Below are 17,745 nucleotides of genomic sequence, written 5' to 3' on the forward strand. Positions count from 1 at the left end.
CATAAAAATCAATGCTATTTTCAGGAAATGGTACCCCAAGCCGGGATCGAACCAGCACTCCTTGCGGAACCGCATTTTGAGAGACCCCAGATGCCCTATCCTTTGTGTATCCGGGGGTATCCGTTTTCCCGATAACCGACTGTCAGCACTAGCTTTTTTCGGATATCGAGTCACCCATACCTAACCGGATGTACGCCACGGTTGGCTTTCTAGGTGCACCTATGTTGCACCTGAAATCCGACCTCATCGGAGGTTAGGAATGCCCAAAATCAAACTCACCAAGACCGCTGTAGACGCCGCAACCCCGCAGGAGCGCGATTACGAACTCCGGGATACGACGATACCCGGCTTCCTTGTCAAGGTCACCCCGGCCGGTCGCAAGATTTTCATGGTGGCCTATGTCGCCCATAACGGGCAGCGCCGAAAGCCCGCTATTGGCCGCTACGGCGAGATCACCGTCGAGCAGGCCCGCGGGATCGCTCAGGACTGGCTGGCCGAGGTTCGCCGCGGCCTCGATCCCAGCGCCGAGCGGGCCACAGCTCGGCAGGCACCCACGGTCAAAGAACTCTTCGACCGCTTCATCACCGACTACTCGGAGAGCCGCAACAAGCCGTCCACCGTTCATTCGAACCGCGGCTACGGCAAGCGCTACATTATCCCGGTGCTCGGCCAACTGAAGGTGCCCGACGTCACCCGCGCCGACATCTCGAATCTGATGAAGAAGATGTCGCACAAGCCCACGAACGCGAACCGCGTCCTGGCGGCCGTGCGGAAGATGTTCAACATGGCCGAGGTCTGGGGCATGCGCGCCGACGGGTCGAACCCATGCCGCCACGTCCCGAAGTACCCGGAACGGGGAAAGACCCGGCTGATCACCGACAGCGAGATGAAGAAGCTCTTCGCCTACCTTGCGCGCGCCGAGGCGGAGGGCCTTGAGCATCCCTTCATCCTCCTCGCGATCCGGCTCCAGTTCGAATTCGCGGCGCGCATGTCGGAGATCATCCAGCTCGAATGGTCGTGGGTCGATTACGACAACCGGCGCGTCGTCTGGCCCGACAGCAAGACCGGCGGCATGTCCAAACCCATGAGTGCCGAAGCGCAGCGGCTGTTCGAGACCGCTCCTCTCCTTGAGGAATCGCCTTTCGTCTGCCCGTCCGTCTTCGACCCCGACCTGCCGATGTCGAAGCACACCTATTATCAGGGCTGGCGACGCATCCTTGAGCGTGCAGGCCTCCCGCATATCGGAACTCACGGCATCCGGCATCGCTCGGCGACCGACATTGCAAACTCCGGCATCCCGGTGAAAGTCGGCATGGCGCTCACCGCCCACAAGACGGTGACTATGTTCATGAAGTACGTCCACACCGAGGACGACCCGGTGCGAGCCGCAGCGGAGGCGGTGAACCAGCGACGGCAGGCTCTGCTTGGCGGTCACTCGGCGAGCCCGCCTCCCACACCTACGCGGGCGCCGGTTGTGGAAGTGCCTTCGGTTGCGCCCGAAGTCGAGGTTATCGAGCCGGTGTTGACCGCGACCGGCAAACCCCTCGGCTACGAGGACGGCCAGTATGGTTCGCGCACCAAGCTCGGAAACTATCGGCCGTTCCGTCATCGCTCCGGCGACAATCGCGCCGTTCCGCCCGGCACCAAGCACGACGAGCCAAAGGAGGCGAGCCATGCGTAAGGACGCCAACCAGCGGCGCCGGTGGCCTACGGCGGACATCCTGCGTCGCGCGAGGTTTGTCGATGACGCAGGCCCGATCCGCTTCGTCGATACCGAGGCGGCCGCCCGCTACCTCGCCCTCGAAGGGCATACGCTGGAATGCTACCGCTCGCTGGGTGGCGGACCCGTATTTCACAAGTTTGGAAAATGGGTCCGCTACGCGGTCGATGATCTCGATGTTTGGGCCGAAAGTTGCCGTCGCGTGACCACGGCGTCGCCGGCCGCTCCGCGCATCCTTCCCATTGACCCGACATAGCCCGGAGGCTATATGAAGTGGGAAGTCCAAATCCACCCGGCCTTTGAGGGCGAGGTTTTGGCCTTTGAGCGCGATGTCCGCGAGGCGTTGCTCGCGGTTGCCAAGCTGCTGTCGGATTACGGCCCGCAGCTTGGTCGGCCCCATGCCGATACGCTCAAGGGGTCTAGCCATGCCAATATGAAGGAGCTGCGGTTCGAAGTGGCCGACGGCGAATGGCGCGCAGCCTTCGCCTTCGATCCAGAACGAAGAGCAATCCTGCTGGTAGCAGGAGACAAGTCGGGCGGAAGCCAGAAACGCTTCTATAGGAAGCTGATAGCAAAAGCGGATTTCCGGTTTTCCGAGCATCTGGAAAGCCTGAAAGCCGTAAAGAAGGGAAAGTGAGATGGGCCGGAACCTGAACGACTTCATCGCAACGCTGCCTCCGGGGGAGCAGGTCGCGATCGATACGCGCTATCAGGAGCTCAAGCAGGAGGTCGAAGGCCTGCGCGAGTTGCGCCAGATAGCGGGTAAGGCCCAGGCCGATATCGCCTCCGCGCTCAATATCAAGCAGCCTTCGGTCTCTAAAATTGAGAAGCAGACCGACATGTATCTCTCGACGCTTCGCAGCTATGTCGAGGCGGTGGGGGGTAAGCTCGAATTGACCGTCAAACTGCCGGAGCGTCCTGCTCTGCGAATTCACCATCTCGGCGATGACGGTGCCGCACCGCAGAAATCGGCTCGTCGGCCGCGCATCGGCGCGCAGATCGGCGGTGCCCGTGGGCGCTAGTTACCCGGATCGAGGATCCTTGTGAGCGATTTGGCATGAGAAAGAACTTTGACTGACGATCTGCGTCAGCGGCCTGGGGGCAGGAATGCGCATCGTCTATCTGGAGGTCCAGAACTTCCGTGGAATCAAATCTCTGGTTTGGGCACCTGCGGCGGGCATGAACTGCCTGATCGGCCCCGGCGACTCCACAAAAACGACCATCCTCGATGCCATCGAGCTGTGTCTAAATCCCCGCTCGTATAGCTTCGCCGATGATTGCGACTTCTTCGACCTCGATATCGAGAAGCCGTTGCGGATCACTGTAACGTTGGCCGGGCTACCCGGCGACTTCAAAGCCGAGGACCGATACGGTTTACACCTTCGGGGCTGGAACCAGGCAGCTACGAAAATCGAGGACGAGTCCGGCGCGGGTTTGGAAGACGCGCTATCCATCACCGTAGTTATCGATCAATCGCTAGAGGCGCGATGGTCGATCCACAATGATCGTATCGATGCCATCGACAAGGACCCACCGACCGTACGTTACAAAGACGCCAAGCGGATGGGCACCAATCGCTTGGGACCGTATGCCGAACGACATCTCGGCTGGGGCCGAACCTCCGTCCTGACACGCATCGGCGAGGCTGGTGAGGGATATAGCCTTCAACTGGCGGAAGCCGGCCGGGCGGCCCGCACAGCCTTCAAGGCCGGCGATCAAGGTATCTTCAAAAAAGCCGTCGACCGGGCAGAGGAGCTGAGCAAGCTATTCGCCGTGCCCGTCCGAGGGAAATTCACAGCCGAACTGGACGTTCAAGGGGTCAGCATCACCTCTGGCGGGATTGCATTGCATGACGGCAACCTTCCACTCCGCCGACTTGGAACTGGGTCCTCTCGCCTTCTCGTGTCCGCGCTTCAGCACGACGCCGGCCCGCCTCATATCGCTATCGTCGACGAAATCGAACATGGTCTGGAACCGCATCGCGTCGCCCGGCTGCTCAAGTATCTGAAAACGCCCAAGGGCGGGGAAGGTGCCGTCCAGCCGCAGATGTTCGTGACGACACACTCGCCAGTCGTCATCCGCGAGCTAACCGCCTCGGATATTTTTGCCGTTCGATCGTCAGCGGGTGTGACGACCGTGGCGTCAGTTTCGGGACTGGCCAGAGACCTCGACACGGCGCAGCGTCACCTTCGCGGAACGCCTGAGGCCTTCCTCGCGCGCAAGGTTCTTGTTGGCGAGGGGCGAACGGAACAGGGCCTTATGCGCGGGCTAGATGGATGGTGGCATACTAGCGGCCGAGATTCGTTCGCATTGCAGGGAGCGGTCCCGATCGATGGCGGGGGCAAGGATAAGGCCCCACTTATCGCCGAGCATCTTCGCGATCTTGGATACGAGGTCTGGCTTCTTCTGGACTCCGACCAGCCGCCAAACGCGGAGGCCTTGCGCAGAGCGACCGACAAAGGCGCGGCCTTCTGGCAATGGCCTGACAACTGCTCGACCGAGCAACGGCTGTTTCTCGACCTACCCTGGGCCGGAGTACGCGCACTGATTGCCCTCGCAATCGAGTGCGTCGGACAGGACAGCGTCATCGCCGTCCTCGACAATGCCTTGAACGCCGCCGGCCTTCCGACCGTTTCCGCCGCCAAGCTGGGACCGGAGCGCGACACCGTGGATTTGCGTCGGCTGATTGGTAAGGTCGCGAACGACAAGAGTTGGTTCAAGGACATTTCACGCGGCGAAGGGTTGGCATCAGTTGTCGGCCCCCATTTGGCCAACGTGGCTGCAACTCCACTCGCCCAAGGGCTCGATGCCATGCGGACATGGATCGATGGCTCCTGAGGTAGACGCAGATATTGCGCGATTGGCGGCCGGCGTTCGACGGGGGAGCATCATTGCGGCCGCTGGCTGCGGGAAAACCGAGCAAATTGCCCGTGCGGTGGGCGTGTCCGAACATCGCCGGCTCATTCTTACGCACACGCATGCCGGCGTCGACGCGCTCACGCGACGCCTCAAGAAACTTCAAATTCCTAGCGGTAAGTATCGCATCGACACGATCGCCGGCTGGTGCCTCCGGTTTGCGGCTTCCTTTCCTCGGCGCTCCGGCATCCTTTCGACCGCCCCCAACTCCACGGCGGAGTGGGACGCAGTTTATGCCGCCGGAGCCTGCCTACTCGATAGTGGCGCCGTGGATGGGGTGATCAATTCTTCATATGGTGGCTGCTTCGTTGACGAGTACCAAGATTGCACCCTGCAGCAGCACGATGTGATCCGACGGCTCGCCAATCATTTGCCGACGTGCGTTTTTGGCGACCCGCTTCAGGCCATCTTCGACTTCCGGGGCCAAACGCCGGTTAGCTGGGAGAAGGATGTCTTTCCAAACTTTGGACAAGCAGCCGAACTGGCAACTCCATGGCGATGGAAGAACGCCGGGAACGAGGATCTCGCCGAATGGCTTCGAGCCGTGCGGCTGGCGCTTCAGAAGGGCGAAATTCTTGATCTCAGCAATCGTCCAAGTTGCGTAACCTGGACCGCCTTGCCCGCCGATCCGCGCCATCAGCAGGCTACAGTAGTCCGGCAATGCCTCGAATCGATGCGCGATGACCTGCTTGGAAACCTCATAGTCATCGGCGACAGCACTAGCGAAAACCGTCGATCGGCGCTGGCGCAGAAGCTCGCACAGCAAGGGTTCGTCAATATCGAGGCGGTCGGCTGCAAGACGCTTTTCGCCACGGCCAGAGCCATTGATGGGTCGGTCGGACAAGCGCGTTTCAAGATGCTCCTGGCTTTCGCCGCCAAATGTATGATCGGGGCCGACAAGGCAGAACTCCAGCGCGCCGTTGACGCCCGCCAACAGGGCCGCCGCTTGGGCCAGGCTAAATTCGGCGATCTTTTGCAGCTCACCGATGCGATCATCCAGGACGGTGGCGATGACTCGATGCTCGCCTTCCTCCAGGCGCTGCGAGATCGGCCGGGCGTCCGCATCTACCGCCGCGAAATGTACTTTGCGATGCAATCGGCCCTCCAGACCACGACGAAGACCCAACCCCCGAGCCTCCACGCGTCGATCTGGGAGGTTCAAAATCGAAGTCGTCACGCCGGTCGCCGATTGGGAATCCGCAGTATTGGAAGCACGCTCTTGGTGAAAGGTTTGGAGTTCGACCGAGCCATCGTGACATCAACCGACGCAATGAGCGGCAAGGATTTGTATGTAGCGCTCACGCGCGCGACGAAAACTATAAGAATTATATCGCCGAGCGTCCGCTTCACGCCTGCGGCGTAGAGCGCGCTTCTCACTCAGAGTCCGTCCCGGAACTCATGACGCTCGCGCGATGCGGCGGATAAGAACCATGGCGGCGGCTGCGTAGAGGAAGGCCGTCGCGGAGGCGATGGTGGCTTCGGCGTCCTTCCAGAGCCGTCTATTTCGATTGATCCAGGCGAAGAAGCGCTCGACGACCCACCGCCGGGGCTGAACGGCGAAGCCGATTTGATCGGGCTTGCGCCGGACGATCTCGACGGCGATGCGGGTGGCGGTCGCGACACGCGGGCCTTGGTAGCCAGCGTCCGCGAAGACCTTCTCGATGAAGGGGAACGGGCGGCGCGAGGCGGCCAGCAGCGGGCCCGCCCCATCGCGATCCTGCACGCTGGCGGGATGGGCGAAGAGGACGAGGCCACGCCCGTCGGTATCGACGAGGGCGTGGCGCTTGCGACCCATGATCTTCTTGCCGGCGTCGTAGCCACGGGGCCCACCGGCTTCGTTCGTTTTCACGCTCTGGCTGTCGATGATGCAGGCGCTGGGCGAGGCCGGCCGACCGCTGCGTTCGCGATCGATCATCAGCAGCGCATGGTTGAGAGCCTCGAACACGCCCCCGTCTCGCCAGGCCGCAAACCAGCGATAGGCCGTGCTCTTGGGCGGAAGGTCGCTCGGCAGAAGCCGCCAGGCGACGCCTCCGCGCATGACGTAAAAGATCGCGTTGACGATCTCGCGCAGCGGCCAGGAGAGCGGCCGGCCCGTCCGCTTCGGCGCCGGTAGCAACGGCGCAATCAGCCGCCACTCCGCATCCGTCAAATCCGTTTCATATCGAAGTCCCGCGCGACTATGCTGCCGGCGAGTGGCTGGGGTCCACATCGCTCGCTCCAAGATGGCCTGAACAACCCCTTGGAATCACGAGTGCCCCAGTCGCTCAACCCTTTCGGGACGGGCTCTCAGAACAACAACTCGGTGGAAGCATTGCGCCAAGACAAATGGCAACACGTCCAACGAACATAGAAGGTCATTCTAGGAGGATTTATGGCAACCACTGCTTACTCGCAACACTACGCTCGCGAGATCGACGTCGAGCAACTCGCATGGTTGCTGAGCGGAAGGCAGCCCATTGCCGCCGAGCAGGTTCCCGAAATAGATCCCAAATGGAGCGACTGGATTCGCTCGGACGTTCGATGTTCGTCGTGCGGCAGCACCGGCGCTCATGTCGTGCGTTCGGCTCGCGCCCGCGCAACGCAAAAGCTGATCAGGCAATCTCACTTCCGGTTCGTCGGGCAGGACGGCAACGACGCGCATCATCCTTTCTGTGAATTCTATGGCGAAGACGATGGCGTGCTCACCCAACCTGACGGGCTCGTGAATCTCGGGTCTGAGAAATCTGCAGAAACACGACTGATCAGAGAGCTTGTGTGCAAAGGTATCGAGCAGAAGCTATTCGATCAGTCGACGATCCGCGCCATGCGCCAATGGTTTTTCGAACTGAAAGCCTCTAGCCGCGTCCGGGTGACGGTCACACCTGAGCAAATTGAATGGACCCGATGCCTACGGCGCCACTCGCATTATCAACGCTGGACCTTCCATCCTGCCCAAGCAGAAATGCCAGGCTTCGATTGGGCAGCCGCGGCAAAGTACCAATTCACAGAAGAGCACCTTGCCCTGTTTGAACTTCTCAGGGAGACGCCGGTCGAGCCGCCGCATTGGCGTCGGGCCCAGGAACTGGCCACGAAGCACAAGGATCAGGAGGTTTTCGACGTCAGTGCCTTGCGGCCGCACTACGACGCAGCGCTCACGCTCTGTGGTTTTGTCGCGAAGAACGCTGGCATCAAGTTCAGTCCGATCAATCCTGATTCCTACAGGTGGAAGGGACCGCCGATTCCACTCCTTGCCCTCTGCGCACTGTCGTTGTTTGTCTGCCGGTGGGATATGAACGCGGCAATCGCAACGTTTGCGAAGCTCTTGACGGCGCCGGCGCCGGCTGACCTGTCTCTTGGCAATGTCATCGGTCTAAACCCATTTCACGAATACACACCTTGGCGCCTAGTCCAGTTGTCAACCGATATTGCAGCGCGTGGCTTCGAAGGATACCACTATCCCGCCCAACTGATGGCGATAGAAGCGAAGCTGCGCGAGCAATACCGCCTATGGAAACTGCAGAATCCATAGGCACCCAGCCTGGCCCTACGATCGCCTACTGCAGAAGATTCAGATCGAGCAGCGATTTCGCAAACCGCTCGATGAAGCGCCTTGCGTGGCGCATTCCATCGTCCAGTTCGGCCTCACTGATTTCGTGTGCTCGATGGATGATCCCGTCGCGTCGCCCGATTAGCAAACTCAGATTGTCCCGATGCGGCAATCTTTGAGGTGCCGTCAGGACGCCGATGCGCCGCGGCGCAGACTGGAGAGCGCCGAGCGCCTCGCGAGGGCCAAGCGTTTCGGTCCCGTTTTCCCGAAAAGCAGACAGCGCTAAATCGTCCCGAACCGGCGCATCATACTGTCAGCCGGCATGTTCGCCGTGCGCGGCCGCATCCAGCGCGAGGGCGAAGTCGTGCATCTCGTCGCCCAGCGCCTGACTGATCTCTCGGCGGACCTCGCCAGTGTCGGCGATCGCGACGCCGCATTCCCGCTGCCGCATGGACGCGGTGACGAATTCCACCATGGCTCGCCGACCCCCGATCCGCGCGGTCTGGCACCGAAGGGGCTGCGCACACGCGACATCTACGTCCGCGATCTGCACATCGACTCGATCAAGGTGAAGACGCGGGATTTTCGATGATTTTTAACGATCGGCCTTGAAAGCGGCAAGCGACCCCCTTAGGTTTCTCGTTAGTCAGATCTAATGAGAAGAGCTATGGCGACGCTTATTGCAGAGATACCAGATCACAGTCTGAAGGGCGCGCTTGAGGCCTTGTCTCCGTACGTTAAGCCCGAAAATCTCAAGCTTTTCAGCCCGATTGCGGTCCCAAAGGACCAAGGTGACGACGAACTGGCGAAACTTGCACAAAAGGTCGTAGACGCAGTTCGTCCCAAACCCAGCCAGCCCCTGCGGAGAGAAGCGCTCCAAAAGCTTCTCAGTGGCCACGACACCTTCAGCAACCAAACCGGCCAAGCCGATCCCGCCCTCAGAAACGCCATGGGGGCGATTTCTAAAGCACTGAAAACCGTCTTCGCCCACGACCAAGCAGTCCGCCGCCTCGCAATCCCCAAGAAGACACACTTCCCCGATGGCGCTTATCGCGGAACCGTCTACATCCTCACGCCGCTCGGCGCCCGTGTTCGGGATCTGCTGAAGGCCGAGAACGCAATCTGAGGGACTGCAAAAGTGACAGCGTCCGATCTCAGAAGCAAAATTGCCGAAAACGGTTACTCCTTCATTCCACGGCATCGCTTGGGCATCGGTACTGTCGAAGTCGCCAGCGATTTTGGCGATCCGTTGACGCCCTGGGAAGGAGGCCTTGTTCAAACCCTGGTGCCTCGCGAGGACGCTGCTCCAAATACCTATAGCGGGAACTTCGGCTTGGGCAGCTTTCCGTTCCATACCGATCTTGCACACTGGCGCCGGCCCCCGCGCTATCTGTTGCTGCGATGCCAAGTGGGATATGACGACGTCCCCACGCTGCTGTTTGACGGTCGCGCGCTCATCGATGCCGTTTCCCGCGACACTCTCACACGGGCAATCTTCAAACCGCGGCGTCCACGCGACGGCACCCTTGCGCTGCTTCACCTTTTCGAATCTGCGGATGGCGCCGACCTATTACGGTGGGATGAAATATTCCTTCGGCCAGCAAGCAGAATTGGCGACGCGGCCGACACGCAGATCCGCGATTGGCTCGCTAAGAGCGTCCCATTGTCGATCGCGCTCGCCCATCCTGGCGATACTCTGATCATCGACAACTGGCGCATGTTGCACGCTCGGTCTCCGATCCCACCCGGGCGCGAGGATCGTTCAATACAAAGGGTATATTTGGGGGCACTTAAATGAAGAAGACTATCGAGCCGGGCGCAACACCGGCAACATATCATCCAGAAGCGCTATACGCGAAGGCCGAGCGCTACATTCAAAACATGGATGACTATGACAGCGATGAATGGGAATACGCGCTCTGGTCTAGCTTCTCCCTGGAATTCCTCGCTCGCGCAGCTTTGGCGAATGTCAGCCCAGCGCTGCTAGCTGAGGCCGATAAAAACGGATCAAATCTCCTGTTCGCGTTGGGGTTCGCTCCCTTCGAAGAGAGGTTCTCACCAAGATCCATTCCAATCAGTGAGGTGTTCAAGCGCCTTTCAGGCATCCTGCCGGAATTTACCAAGGAGCATGAGAGCTTCGGGGTCGTACATACCGGCAAGCGCAATGCCGAACTCCACTCCGGCGAACTGGCATTCGACGGCGTCAAGGGGTCGACTTGGCAGCCACGTTTTTATCAGACTTGTGCGATCCTCCTGACATCAATGGGAGTGACGCTCCCAGAGTTCGTAGGTGAAGACGAAGCGGAGGTTGCAAAAAAGCTTATCGACGCAGCCGACGACGAAAGCGCGAAGGCCGTAAAGGGCGATGTAGAGGCGCACAAAAAGGTCTGGAACGCCAAGCTCGATGACGACCGCTCGACGCTACAAACCCAGGCCGCAGTGTGGGCCACCCGTCAGAACGGCCACCGAGTCGACTGCCCATCGTGCGGCTCGGCGGCTCTTGTCCTGGGGGAGCCAGTTTCTGCTCCAACACAGAAGCTCGACGACGACGAAATCATCGAAACCCAAGAGTATCTTCCGACCCACTTCGAATGCGTCGCATGCGGTCTCAAGATCGCCGGTCTCTCAAGACTCGCTGTCGTGGGTCTCAGCGATCGCTACAAGAAAACCCAGACCTACGACGCGGCAGAATATTATGCGCCTGCCGACGATTGGTCCAACTATGAAGACGACAATAACGAACGCTGATCGACAGCATCGCAAACACGTCCACGCGCGGCCATCGGCCGGGAAGCGATCGCAGCCGTCACCCGGTTCCTGTTCCTAACGAAACGAGGCTTTGACCTGCACCTGCCGCCAGGTCTTCGCCTGTAAACTGCCTCCGCACGTCCGCGACTTCGTCGGTTACACCTTTGATCCCGAAATCCTCGACCTGTCTCGTCCCGATCCCGACTACGCGCTGTTCGTCAACTCTCCCAAAATTCCTTGAGCGCTGCCGTGAAGTCATCGAAGCTAGCCGTCGACCAGCAGACCGAGGAACCATCCCTTACGAGCCAATGGAGTTGGCTCGCGGTCGTCAACTTCGTCCGATCCGCGTTCACGACCCAATTGAAGCACTCGACGAACATATCCTGATAGCTGCCCACGAATTTGTCGTTCGGCACATTCGAAAGCATCCCCTCGATGAAGTATGAGGGCGCGATCTTGTCGGCGAGCAACCCCTTGCCGATCATCGTGTTGCGCATGTTCTTGAAGATCCGGACCACACGCTTGAAGTTCTGGTTCGTGGCCTGATGCTTTGCGGTGCAGTTGTCCGAGTGTTGCTTCGGAAAATTCTCGATCCGTGATCCGTTCACGTAAAACGCTACCCCGGAATGGTAGCCGTGAACGCCGGATTGATAGGAATAGTAACGCCGGAATTGCTGGCAGATGAGTATGTCCGCGTTGCGGCGACCATTATTTCCCGGAACATGCAGCGCCTTTCCGCCCGCAACGACACCGTTGTACAGTTGATTGATGTACCTCTCGGCATCGCCTTTGAACTCGTTATAACCGTATGCGGCATTTGCTGAAAAGACGCCCTTGAAGGCATCCTGTTCGGCTTGGCTCATCGCGGAAATATCGTAGTAGAACGCGCCATTGTGGCAGAGGACGACGTCCACGTCGCTGTCCGCCCACACGTTCGTATCGTTGCCGTAAGAGCCCTGCAGGTGAACTTCTATGTCCTTCACCGGATAGAAGGCCGACCCGTCGAGAAGATTCCCCCTAATTGAATTATAGGTGTCCGTGAACTGGCCCGTCTTGCCTTGCTGAGACCACGTCTCGAGTTGCGCTTCCGCGATCGCCATAATTCCCCCCGTTTAAGCCAAATACGACTTCAGTTCCTCCTCCGCCTCGCGCGCGCAATCGCGCCCGCGCTGCCACAGCAAGCCAAGCTTTTCCAAATCGACTTCCAACATGTCCGTCGCCATCTCTGGCTGGGTATATCGGGCGTGAACCCGAACCGTCGCAACATCTCGAAACATCACGCGCCGCAACTGATCCATCGACTGGGCGCTGATCTCCATCGTCTTTTGAAGGAAGACCATCGTCGGCAGCTTGCTTGCCCATTTTCGAACGCTCCAGGTCGGAAGCTTCGGTGACGGATATTCGCCAACGCCGATGCTCACCACGCGAACATCGCTCCTCGCGATCCCCAACGATTCAATCGCGTCAACGATTGCGTAGAGCGTAGGATTGTTCGCGACAAAACCGCCGTCCCGGACCTCGATCCTCTCACCTGCGGAGGTAGTTACAAATTTCTTCTCGAAGAATGGATACGCCGAGCACGACCCGATCACCGCGTCGGCGATCGTACAACCAAAGCCGGGCTCAAACGTCGCCTTGCCACGAAAAGCCTGACGCCGGTTCGTCTTGAAGATGATGGGACGCTCCTCCTTCCATCTCGTGCCAACAATGCCGATGTCCGTCTTGAAGGCGTCGAAACGCAGCTCCCGGAAAACATCTGCTGCGAGCGCATCGAGTGCCGCGGTCTTTTGGCTCGGGCGCCAAGCCGACATGACGGTCACCACATGCTTGCGGTAGAGCGCCTCAATTTCGTCCACCGATTTCCCAAGGCCTAGTAGCGCGGCGATGATGGAGCCAGTCGAAGTCCCGTAGATCAGGTCGAATTTCTCGCACAATCTACAACCCGCGAGCGCTTCAATCTCCTTCAGCGCGCCCAGTGTGTAGAAGCCCTTTGCGCCTCCGCCATCTAAGCTGAGCACCCGGAAAGTTTCTTTCTCGGTTGAAACGTCGCCCACCTGTTTTCCTTTGCGATCGCACTAACTCTTCCAATACACGATTCTTCACTATCCGACTTGCTCGACATGAAACGTGCCCAGAGTAGGCATCTCTACTCCGGACTAGACCTTGAGGGGAAAGCCTTCCCCTGCGCCCGAGCCCGCTGGTCTCGACCGACCCCTTCTGCGGGGCGGCTGCCCCGCAACGCCCTGCTGAGAGTGAGAGAGTGGACTGATTTCCGTGACGGGTTGAGGACTGGAGAAGAGGTCTCCGGCGCCCGTCATGGAGATTGTTCCCATGTCCCAAGATTCAGTCCTCGACGCCCGCCGCGACACAAACGGCGGTTACAAGGTCGATGTCAGCCGGGGGGAGTGGATCGGCCGCGTCTCGTCGGAATGGTTCTCGCGTCCGGCCGACGAGCGCTATCTCTCCCTGTCGGAACTGGCCCACACGGTTCGCGACCGCACCGAACGAAGCCGGACGCGGGTGGTGGAAAGCGCGCTCATCCACGTCGAGGCGAACCGCAACGATTCGGAGCGGCTGGCGCTGATCCTGCCAGGCACCGATGCGTCAATCGCGCCGACGCACTGGTCCTTCGGCCAGCTCGCCAGCCTGGTCGGCGCACCAGCCGCCTATTTGCGACAGCTCCCGGCCGCGCTCGCCGCCATCAACCTGCAATACGGCCTGACCTCCAGTCGGGCCGAGCAGATCAAGACGCTGGAAACCGATACTGGCCGCGTCGAACTGCGCGCCGTCACCGGCCCGGATTACGGCCGGATCTTCGACCACGAACTGGTCGAGGCGGTGCAGCGTATCGCGGGCAATGGCACGGGCGACACCCGCTGGAAGGTGCCGGGCGTGCTCGATTGGTCGACCGGCATCTACAATCCGCGGGTCGACATCACCAAGGATACGACCACGCTCTATGCCTCCGACCGCGACGTCTTCCTGTTCCTGGTCGACGACCTGAATCCGATCGAAGCTGGCCGCCTGCCTGACGGCTCGCCGGATCTCTATTTCCGCGGATTCTATTGTTGGAATTCCGAGGTTGGCGCCAAGACGCTCGGCATGGCGAGCTTCTATCTCCGGGCGGTCTGCCAGAATCGCAATTTGTGGGGCGTGGAGGATTTCGAGGAAATCACCATCCGCCACTCCAAATATGCCGCCAACCGCTTCGCGCACGAGGCGGCCCCGGCGCTGCTGAACTTCGCGAATTCCTCACCCCTGCCGTTCGTCAACGGCATCAGGGCCGCCCGCGAGCGGATCGTCGCCAGGACCGACGAAGACCGCACCGACTTCCTGCGTCGGCGCGGCTTCTCCAAGGCCGAGACTGGCAAGATCATCGACAGAGTGCTGGCCGAGGAAGGCCGCCCTCCGGAGTCCATCTTCGATTTCGTGCAGGGCATCACCGCCGTCGCGCGCGACAAGCCCCATCAGGACGCCCGCCTCGACATGGAGGGCAAGGCGAAGAAGCTGCTCGATCGAGCCGCCTGATTTCCGCGAAGCCGGGGATGCGGTTTTCCGTATCTCCGGCTTTGCGCTTCCGTGCCTTTCTGGTTCGCCGGTCCGTTGCGCTGCCCCCTTTAGAGGAAGAGGGCGGCGCTTCGCTTCGTGACGGGTTGGAGGTTGAGAGAGAGTCTCTCGGCCGCCCGTCGCGGAGTAAATCCCGATGGCTACTGCCGTTCAGAAGATCATCCTGTCGTCCTCGCGCGACATCCCCTTCAACAAGCTGGTGCTCAGCCAGTCCAACGTCCGGCGCGTGAAGGCCGGCGTCTCGATCGAGGACCTTGCGGCCTCGATCGCTCGTCGCGGCCTGATCCAGAGTCTCAGCGTCTTTCCCGTCGTTGACGCCGAGGGCGTGGAGACCGGCATGTTCGAGGTGCCCGCCGGCGGTCGCCGCTTCCGGGCGCTCGAACTGCTGGTGAAGCAGAAGCGTCTCGCCAAGATCGCTCCAGTGCCCTGCGTGGTCCGTGATCGCGATGGCGCCATCCTCCCCGAAGAGGTGTCGCTGGCCGAGAATATCGAGCGCGCGCCGCTCCATCCGCTCGATCAGTTCCGCGCCTTCCACGACATGCTGACCAAAGGCATGACCGAGGAGGAGATCGCTGCGGCTTTCTTCGTCCCCGTCAACGTGGTCAAGCAGCGGCTGCGCCTCGCAGCCGTCTCGCCCGTCCTCCACGAGGTCTATGCCGACGACGGCATGACGCTGGAGCAGCTCATGGCCTTCACCGTCTCCGAAGACCACGAGCGTCAGACCCAGGTCTGGGACGCGATCAAGGACGCCTGGTCGAAGGAGCCCTATCAGATCCGGCGCATGCTGACCGAGACCACGGTGCGCGCCTCCGACAAGCGTGCCGTCTTCCTCGGCCTCGAAGCCTATGAGGCGGCTGGCGGCATCGTCATGCGCGACCTGTTCCAGGCCGACGATGGCGGCTGGCTGCAGGACGTCGGGCTTCTCGATCGCCTCGTCGCCGAGAAGCTGAAGGCCGAGGCTGAGGTGATCGCCGCCGAGGGTTGGAAGTGGATCGAGGTCGCGGTCAGTTTCCCCTACGACGCCGTGCGCGGTCTGCAGGAAATCTCCGGCACGCCGATCGATCTATCGGCGGAGGAACAGGCGACCATCGAGGCGCTCACCGCCGAGCAGGCCAGGCTCGAAGCGGAATATCAGGACGCCGACGAACTGCCCGATGAGGTCGACGAGCGCATGGGCGAGATCGAGACGGCTCTGGCCGCGTTCGACGATCGCCCCGAGCACTTCGATCCGGCCGACATCGCCATCGCCGGCGTCTTTGTCAGCATCGACGCCGACGGATCGCTTTCGGTCGATCGCGGCTTCGTCCGGCCCGAGGATGTGCCTCAGGTCCGGACCGATGGTGAGGAAGGATCGGAGACCGATACCGAATCCGCCGGCACCGCGAGCCCCTCGGTGCAACGCGCTGTCATCACTATCGGCGGCCGGCCTGTCGAACCGGAGGAGGACGATGATGACGACAGCATCAAACCGTTGCCCGAACGCCTCGTCGTCGAGCTGACCGCCTACCGCACCCTCGCGCTGCGCAACGCGGTGGCTGAAAACCCGCACATCGCCATGACGGCGCTTCTCCACAAACTCGTCTCGGACAACTTCATGACCCGCATGTACACGGGCGCTATGGAGGCCGGGGTGAAGCACATCTTCTTCCCCGTTCAGGACGAGGCGCTGAAGGACAGCCCCTCCGCGCGGGCCGTGCAGGAGCGTCACGACGCCTGGGCCACTGACATCCCGAAGGACGACGACGCCCTGTGGGATTGGCTCGCCGGTCTCGACGATGCCAGCCGTATGGCGCTGCTGGCACATTGCGTCAGCTATGGGGTCAACGCGCTCTATGAGCGGCCGAACCCGCACAGCGCTGGCGGCGTGTCGCAGCACACGCTCGACATGAGGCTCGCGCAGGCCGACCGGCTGACGCGGACGACCGGGCTCGACATAGTGGAGGCTGGTTGGCGCCCGACCTTCGGCAACTACCTCAACCGTGTCACCAAGCCGCGCATCCTCCAAGCCGTCCGCGAAGGCGCCGGCGAGCGAGCGGCCGAGCTTATCGGTCATCTGAAAAAGGGCGACATGGCCAAGGAGGCCGAGCGTCTCCTGGCCGATAGCGGTTGGCTGCCTGAGCCGCTTCGGCTTGCTGGCGTTGACGGCGATTCTGCAGCGGGCGCGGACGGCGGCAGCGAAGCCGAGGGGGCCGAGCTGCCCGACTTCCTCAGCGCCGACGACGACTCGGAATCGCCGGCCGATGGCGAGGATGACGACCGTCACCTCGTAGCCGCCGAATGAGTGGCTCGCGGGGCGGCTTCGGCCGCTCCGCACCTCTCCCCCAATCGAAGGAGCGTTCACATGGTGCAATTCAGCCCCGCGCCGATCCGGCGTGTCGTCTTCCAGTATTTCGTGCCGGTCCACGTCGAGGTCGAGGATGGCCTCGTTTCCCGCGTGACCGTCATCGACGAGACGCCTGTCCGCAACCCCACCGTGGCCGACCGCGATCCCGAATACCTCACCCAGGCCGCGGCGGCTGCCGACGACGGCCAATCGTGGCCGTCATGGCAATTCGGCTACTAGCCCCTCTCAACCACGATCCCGATCCACCCGAGCCCGGCCCAGCGTCGGGCTCTTTTCGTTTCAGGAGCCCGACATGCCCGATTTTCTCACCCGCTTCTCCTGCCTGCTCGACGTCGGCTCAGTCGCCAATGTCGCGCGGGCCTTCGACATCTACACCGCGCTGATGGCCGAGAACGGTCGCGAGGATCCGCCCGCCGAGCCGTTCCTGCTCTCGCTGACGCCCGAGCATGGCGCCACGCGACTTTGGCTTCGCGACCCCGGGACCGCCGATCCGCAGTTGCTGATCACCTTCGTCACCCGCTGCGCGGAGACGTTCGGGCTCACCGGCACCTGGGGCTTTCAGTGGGCCGGCGTCGCCTCGGAACCTGTCGTCGACGGTTTCTCCGGCGGCGCCCATCTGCTCGATCTCTCCACAGGCCACACGATCGAATGGATGAGCACGGGCCGCTGGCTCGCCGAAAGAGGTGCGCGATGATCCCCGACCATGCGCGAGCCAATTTCCAAACCCTGCTGCGCGCCGCGGAAAGCGGCGATCTGGCGCTGATGGAATGCACGGACGCCGCGACCGGCGAGCCGCGCTATGTCATCTGTGCGGTCGGCCGTGACGGTGGCGACTATATGTTCACGCCGTTCGGCCATCTGGCAGATGGCAATCCTTACGACGCCTACCTTCCGCCCAATACGGGTGGCGAAATAGCTGCCTGA

19 protein-coding genes are annotated in these 17,745 nt (G+C 61.3%); 16 read left to right on the forward strand and 3 right to left on the reverse strand.

The window, feature by feature from the left end; all coding sequences use genetic code 11:
• The first annotated feature begins 259 nt into the window (after positions 1-259).
• From AKG12_RS16175 to AKG12_RS16200, 6 genes are all read left to right on the forward strand, one after another.
• Entirely contained in the window at positions 260-1,681 is a 1,422-nt protein-coding gene (locus AKG12_RS16175; protein WP_052819622.1) for a tyrosine-type recombinase/integrase, read from the forward strand.
• Entirely contained in the window at positions 1,674-1,976 is a 303-nt protein-coding gene (locus AKG12_RS16180; RefSeq protein ID WP_052819623.1) for a hypothetical protein, read from the forward strand. The genes AKG12_RS16175 and AKG12_RS16180 overlap by 8 nt, the downstream gene beginning before the upstream one ends.
• Before the next feature lie 12 nt (positions 1,977-1,988).
• Entirely contained in the window at positions 1,989-2,357 is a 369-nt protein-coding gene (locus tag AKG12_RS16185; RefSeq protein ID WP_052819624.1) for a type II toxin-antitoxin system RelE/ParE family toxin, read from the forward strand.
• A 1-nt stretch (position 2,358) separates the two neighbouring features.
• Complete coding sequence (locus tag AKG12_RS16190; protein ID WP_082178886.1) at positions 2,359-2,742, forward strand: XRE family transcriptional regulator; 384 nt, start codon at positions 2,359-2,361, stop codon at positions 2,740-2,742.
• Between the two features lie 85 nt (positions 2,743-2,827).
• The gene (locus AKG12_RS16195; RefSeq protein WP_052819625.1) at positions 2,828-4,558 is read left to right on the forward strand and encodes an ATP-dependent nuclease; all 1,731 of its coding nucleotides are present in this window, start codon (positions 2,828-2,830) and stop codon (positions 4,556-4,558) included.
• A complete protein-coding gene (locus AKG12_RS16200; protein ID WP_052819626.1) occupies positions 4,548-5,999 on the forward strand; it encodes a UvrD-helicase domain-containing protein in 1,452 nt (483 codons plus the stop codon). The genes AKG12_RS16195 and AKG12_RS16200 overlap by 11 nt, the downstream gene beginning before the upstream one ends.
• A gap of 33 nt (positions 6,000-6,032) precedes the next feature.
• Here AKG12_RS16200 and AKG12_RS16205 read toward each other — a convergent pair whose 3' ends face one another.
• Positions 6,033-6,845, reverse strand: coding sequence for an IS5 family transposase (locus AKG12_RS16205; RefSeq protein WP_047170150.1), 813 nt, complete (start codon positions 6,843-6,845; stop codon positions 6,033-6,035).
• A 162-nt stretch (positions 6,846-7,007) separates the two neighbouring features.
• Here AKG12_RS16205 and AKG12_RS16210 point away from each other — a divergent pair, with 162 nt between their 5' ends.
• From AKG12_RS16210 to AKG12_RS16230, 5 genes are all read left to right on the forward strand, one after another.
• Complete coding sequence (locus AKG12_RS16210) at positions 7,008-8,144, forward strand: hypothetical protein (RefSeq protein ID WP_052819627.1); 1,137 nt, start codon at positions 7,008-7,010, stop codon at positions 8,142-8,144.
• Positions 8,145-8,484: 340 nt separating this feature from the next.
• Positions 8,485-8,754, forward strand: coding sequence for a DNA polymerase (locus AKG12_RS16215; RefSeq protein ID WP_245327298.1), 270 nt, complete (start codon positions 8,485-8,487; stop codon positions 8,752-8,754).
• A gap of 75 nt (positions 8,755-8,829) precedes the next feature.
• Positions 8,830-9,288 (forward strand): hypothetical protein, encoded by a 459-nt coding sequence (locus AKG12_RS16220; RefSeq protein ID WP_052819629.1) that lies wholly within the window; start codon positions 8,830-8,832, stop codon positions 9,286-9,288.
• Between the two features lie 12 nt (positions 9,289-9,300).
• On the forward strand, positions 9,301-9,960 hold the full coding sequence (locus AKG12_RS16225; RefSeq protein ID WP_052819630.1) for a Fe(II)-2OG oxygenase family protein: 660 nt from the start codon (positions 9,301-9,303) through the stop codon (positions 9,958-9,960).
• Entirely contained in the window at positions 9,957-10,910 is a 954-nt protein-coding gene (locus AKG12_RS16230; protein WP_052819631.1) for a hypothetical protein, read from the forward strand. Before AKG12_RS16225 ends, AKG12_RS16230 begins: the two co-directional genes overlap by 4 nt.
• A gap of 218 nt (positions 10,911-11,128) precedes the next feature.
• On the opposite strand, the gene AKG12_RS16235 is transcribed toward AKG12_RS16230, so the two are convergent.
• Together AKG12_RS16235 and AKG12_RS16240 are read right to left on the reverse strand one after the other, a co-directional pair.
• Positions 11,129-12,010, reverse strand: a complete 882-nt coding sequence (locus tag AKG12_RS16235; protein ID WP_052819632.1) for an anti-phage nucleotidyltransferase — start codon at positions 12,008-12,010, stop codon at positions 11,129-11,131.
• 12 nt (positions 12,011-12,022) lie between these two features.
• On the reverse strand, positions 12,023-12,964 hold the full coding sequence (locus AKG12_RS16240; RefSeq protein ID WP_052819633.1) for an anti-phage phospholipase: 942 nt from the start codon (positions 12,962-12,964) through the stop codon (positions 12,023-12,025).
• Positions 12,965-13,241: 277 nt separating this feature from the next.
• Here AKG12_RS16240 and AKG12_RS16245 point away from each other — a divergent pair, with 277 nt between their 5' ends.
• The 5 genes from AKG12_RS16245 to AKG12_RS16265 all read left to right on the forward strand — a co-directional run bounded on the left by AKG12_RS16245 (position 13,242) and on the right by AKG12_RS16265 (position 17,745).
• On the forward strand, positions 13,242-14,438 hold the full coding sequence (locus tag AKG12_RS16245) for a hypothetical protein (RefSeq protein ID WP_052819698.1): 1,197 nt from the start codon (positions 13,242-13,244) through the stop codon (positions 14,436-14,438).
• Between the two features lie 175 nt (positions 14,439-14,613).
• Entirely contained in the window at positions 14,614-16,758 is a 2,145-nt protein-coding gene (locus tag AKG12_RS16250) for a ParB/RepB/Spo0J family partition protein (RefSeq protein ID WP_052819634.1), read from the forward strand.
• Positions 16,759-16,818: 60 nt separating this feature from the next.
• On the forward strand, positions 16,819-17,040 hold the full coding sequence (locus tag AKG12_RS16255) for a hypothetical protein (RefSeq protein WP_052819635.1): 222 nt from the start codon (positions 16,819-16,821) through the stop codon (positions 17,038-17,040).
• Positions 17,041-17,113: 73 nt separating this feature from the next.
• The gene (locus AKG12_RS16260; RefSeq protein ID WP_052819636.1) at positions 17,114-17,515 is read left to right on the forward strand and encodes a hypothetical protein; all 402 of its coding nucleotides are present in this window, start codon (positions 17,114-17,116) and stop codon (positions 17,513-17,515) included.
• Positions 17,512-17,745, forward strand: coding sequence for a DUF6117 family protein (locus AKG12_RS16265; protein WP_052819637.1), 234 nt, complete (start codon positions 17,512-17,514; stop codon positions 17,743-17,745). The genes AKG12_RS16260 and AKG12_RS16265 overlap by 4 nt, the downstream gene beginning before the upstream one ends.

The organism is Agrobacterium sp. SUL3 (genome assembly GCF_001263295.1).
Classification (GTDB): Bacteria; Pseudomonadota; Alphaproteobacteria; order Rhizobiales; family Rhizobiaceae; genus Agrobacterium; species Agrobacterium tomkonis.

What these genes read in the sequence shown, in the direction of transcription:
- AKG12_RS16175 (WP_052819622.1), top strand. Translation starts at nt 260, where the DNA reads ATGCCCAAAATCAAACTCACCAAGACCGCTGTAGACGCCGCAACCCCG.
- AKG12_RS16180 (WP_052819623.1), top strand. Translation starts at nt 1,674, where the DNA reads ATGCGTAAGGACGCCAACCAGCGGCGCCGGTGGCCTACGGCGGACATC.
- AKG12_RS16185 (WP_052819624.1), top strand. Translation starts at nt 1,989, where the DNA reads ATGAAGTGGGAAGTCCAAATCCACCCGGCCTTTGAGGGCGAGGTTTTG.
- AKG12_RS16190 (WP_082178886.1), top strand. Translation starts at nt 2,359, where the DNA reads ATGGGCCGGAACCTGAACGACTTCATCGCAACGCTGCCTCCGGGGGAG.
- AKG12_RS16195 (WP_052819625.1), top strand. Translation starts at nt 2,828, where the DNA reads ATGCGCATCGTCTATCTGGAGGTCCAGAACTTCCGTGGAATCAAATCT.
- AKG12_RS16200 (WP_052819626.1), top strand. Translation starts at nt 4,548, where the DNA reads ATGGCTCCTGAGGTAGACGCAGATATTGCGCGATTGGCGGCCGGCGTT.
- AKG12_RS16205 (WP_047170150.1), bottom strand. Translation starts at nt 6,845, where the DNA reads ATGTGGACCCCAGCCACTCGCCGGCAGCATAGTCGCGCGGGACTTCGA.
- AKG12_RS16210 (WP_052819627.1), top strand. Translation starts at nt 7,008, where the DNA reads ATGGCAACCACTGCTTACTCGCAACACTACGCTCGCGAGATCGACGTC.
- AKG12_RS16215 (WP_245327298.1), top strand. Translation starts at nt 8,485, where the DNA reads ATGTTCGCCGTGCGCGGCCGCATCCAGCGCGAGGGCGAAGTCGTGCAT.
- AKG12_RS16220 (WP_052819629.1), top strand. Translation starts at nt 8,830, where the DNA reads ATGGCGACGCTTATTGCAGAGATACCAGATCACAGTCTGAAGGGCGCG.
- AKG12_RS16230 (WP_052819631.1), top strand. Translation starts at nt 9,957, where the DNA reads ATGAAGAAGACTATCGAGCCGGGCGCAACACCGGCAACATATCATCCA.
- AKG12_RS16235 (WP_052819632.1), bottom strand. Translation starts at nt 12,010, where the DNA reads ATGGCGATCGCGGAAGCGCAACTCGAGACGTGGTCTCAGCAAGGCAAG.
- AKG12_RS16245 (WP_052819698.1), top strand. Translation starts at nt 13,242, where the DNA reads ATGTCCCAAGATTCAGTCCTCGACGCCCGCCGCGACACAAACGGCGGT.
- AKG12_RS16250 (WP_052819634.1), top strand. Translation starts at nt 14,614, where the DNA reads ATGGCTACTGCCGTTCAGAAGATCATCCTGTCGTCCTCGCGCGACATC.
- AKG12_RS16255 (WP_052819635.1), top strand. Translation starts at nt 16,819, where the DNA reads ATGGTGCAATTCAGCCCCGCGCCGATCCGGCGTGTCGTCTTCCAGTAT.
- AKG12_RS16260 (WP_052819636.1), top strand. Translation starts at nt 17,114, where the DNA reads ATGCCCGATTTTCTCACCCGCTTCTCCTGCCTGCTCGACGTCGGCTCA.
- AKG12_RS16265 (WP_052819637.1), top strand. Translation starts at nt 17,512, where the DNA reads ATGATCCCCGACCATGCGCGAGCCAATTTCCAAACCCTGCTGCGCGCC.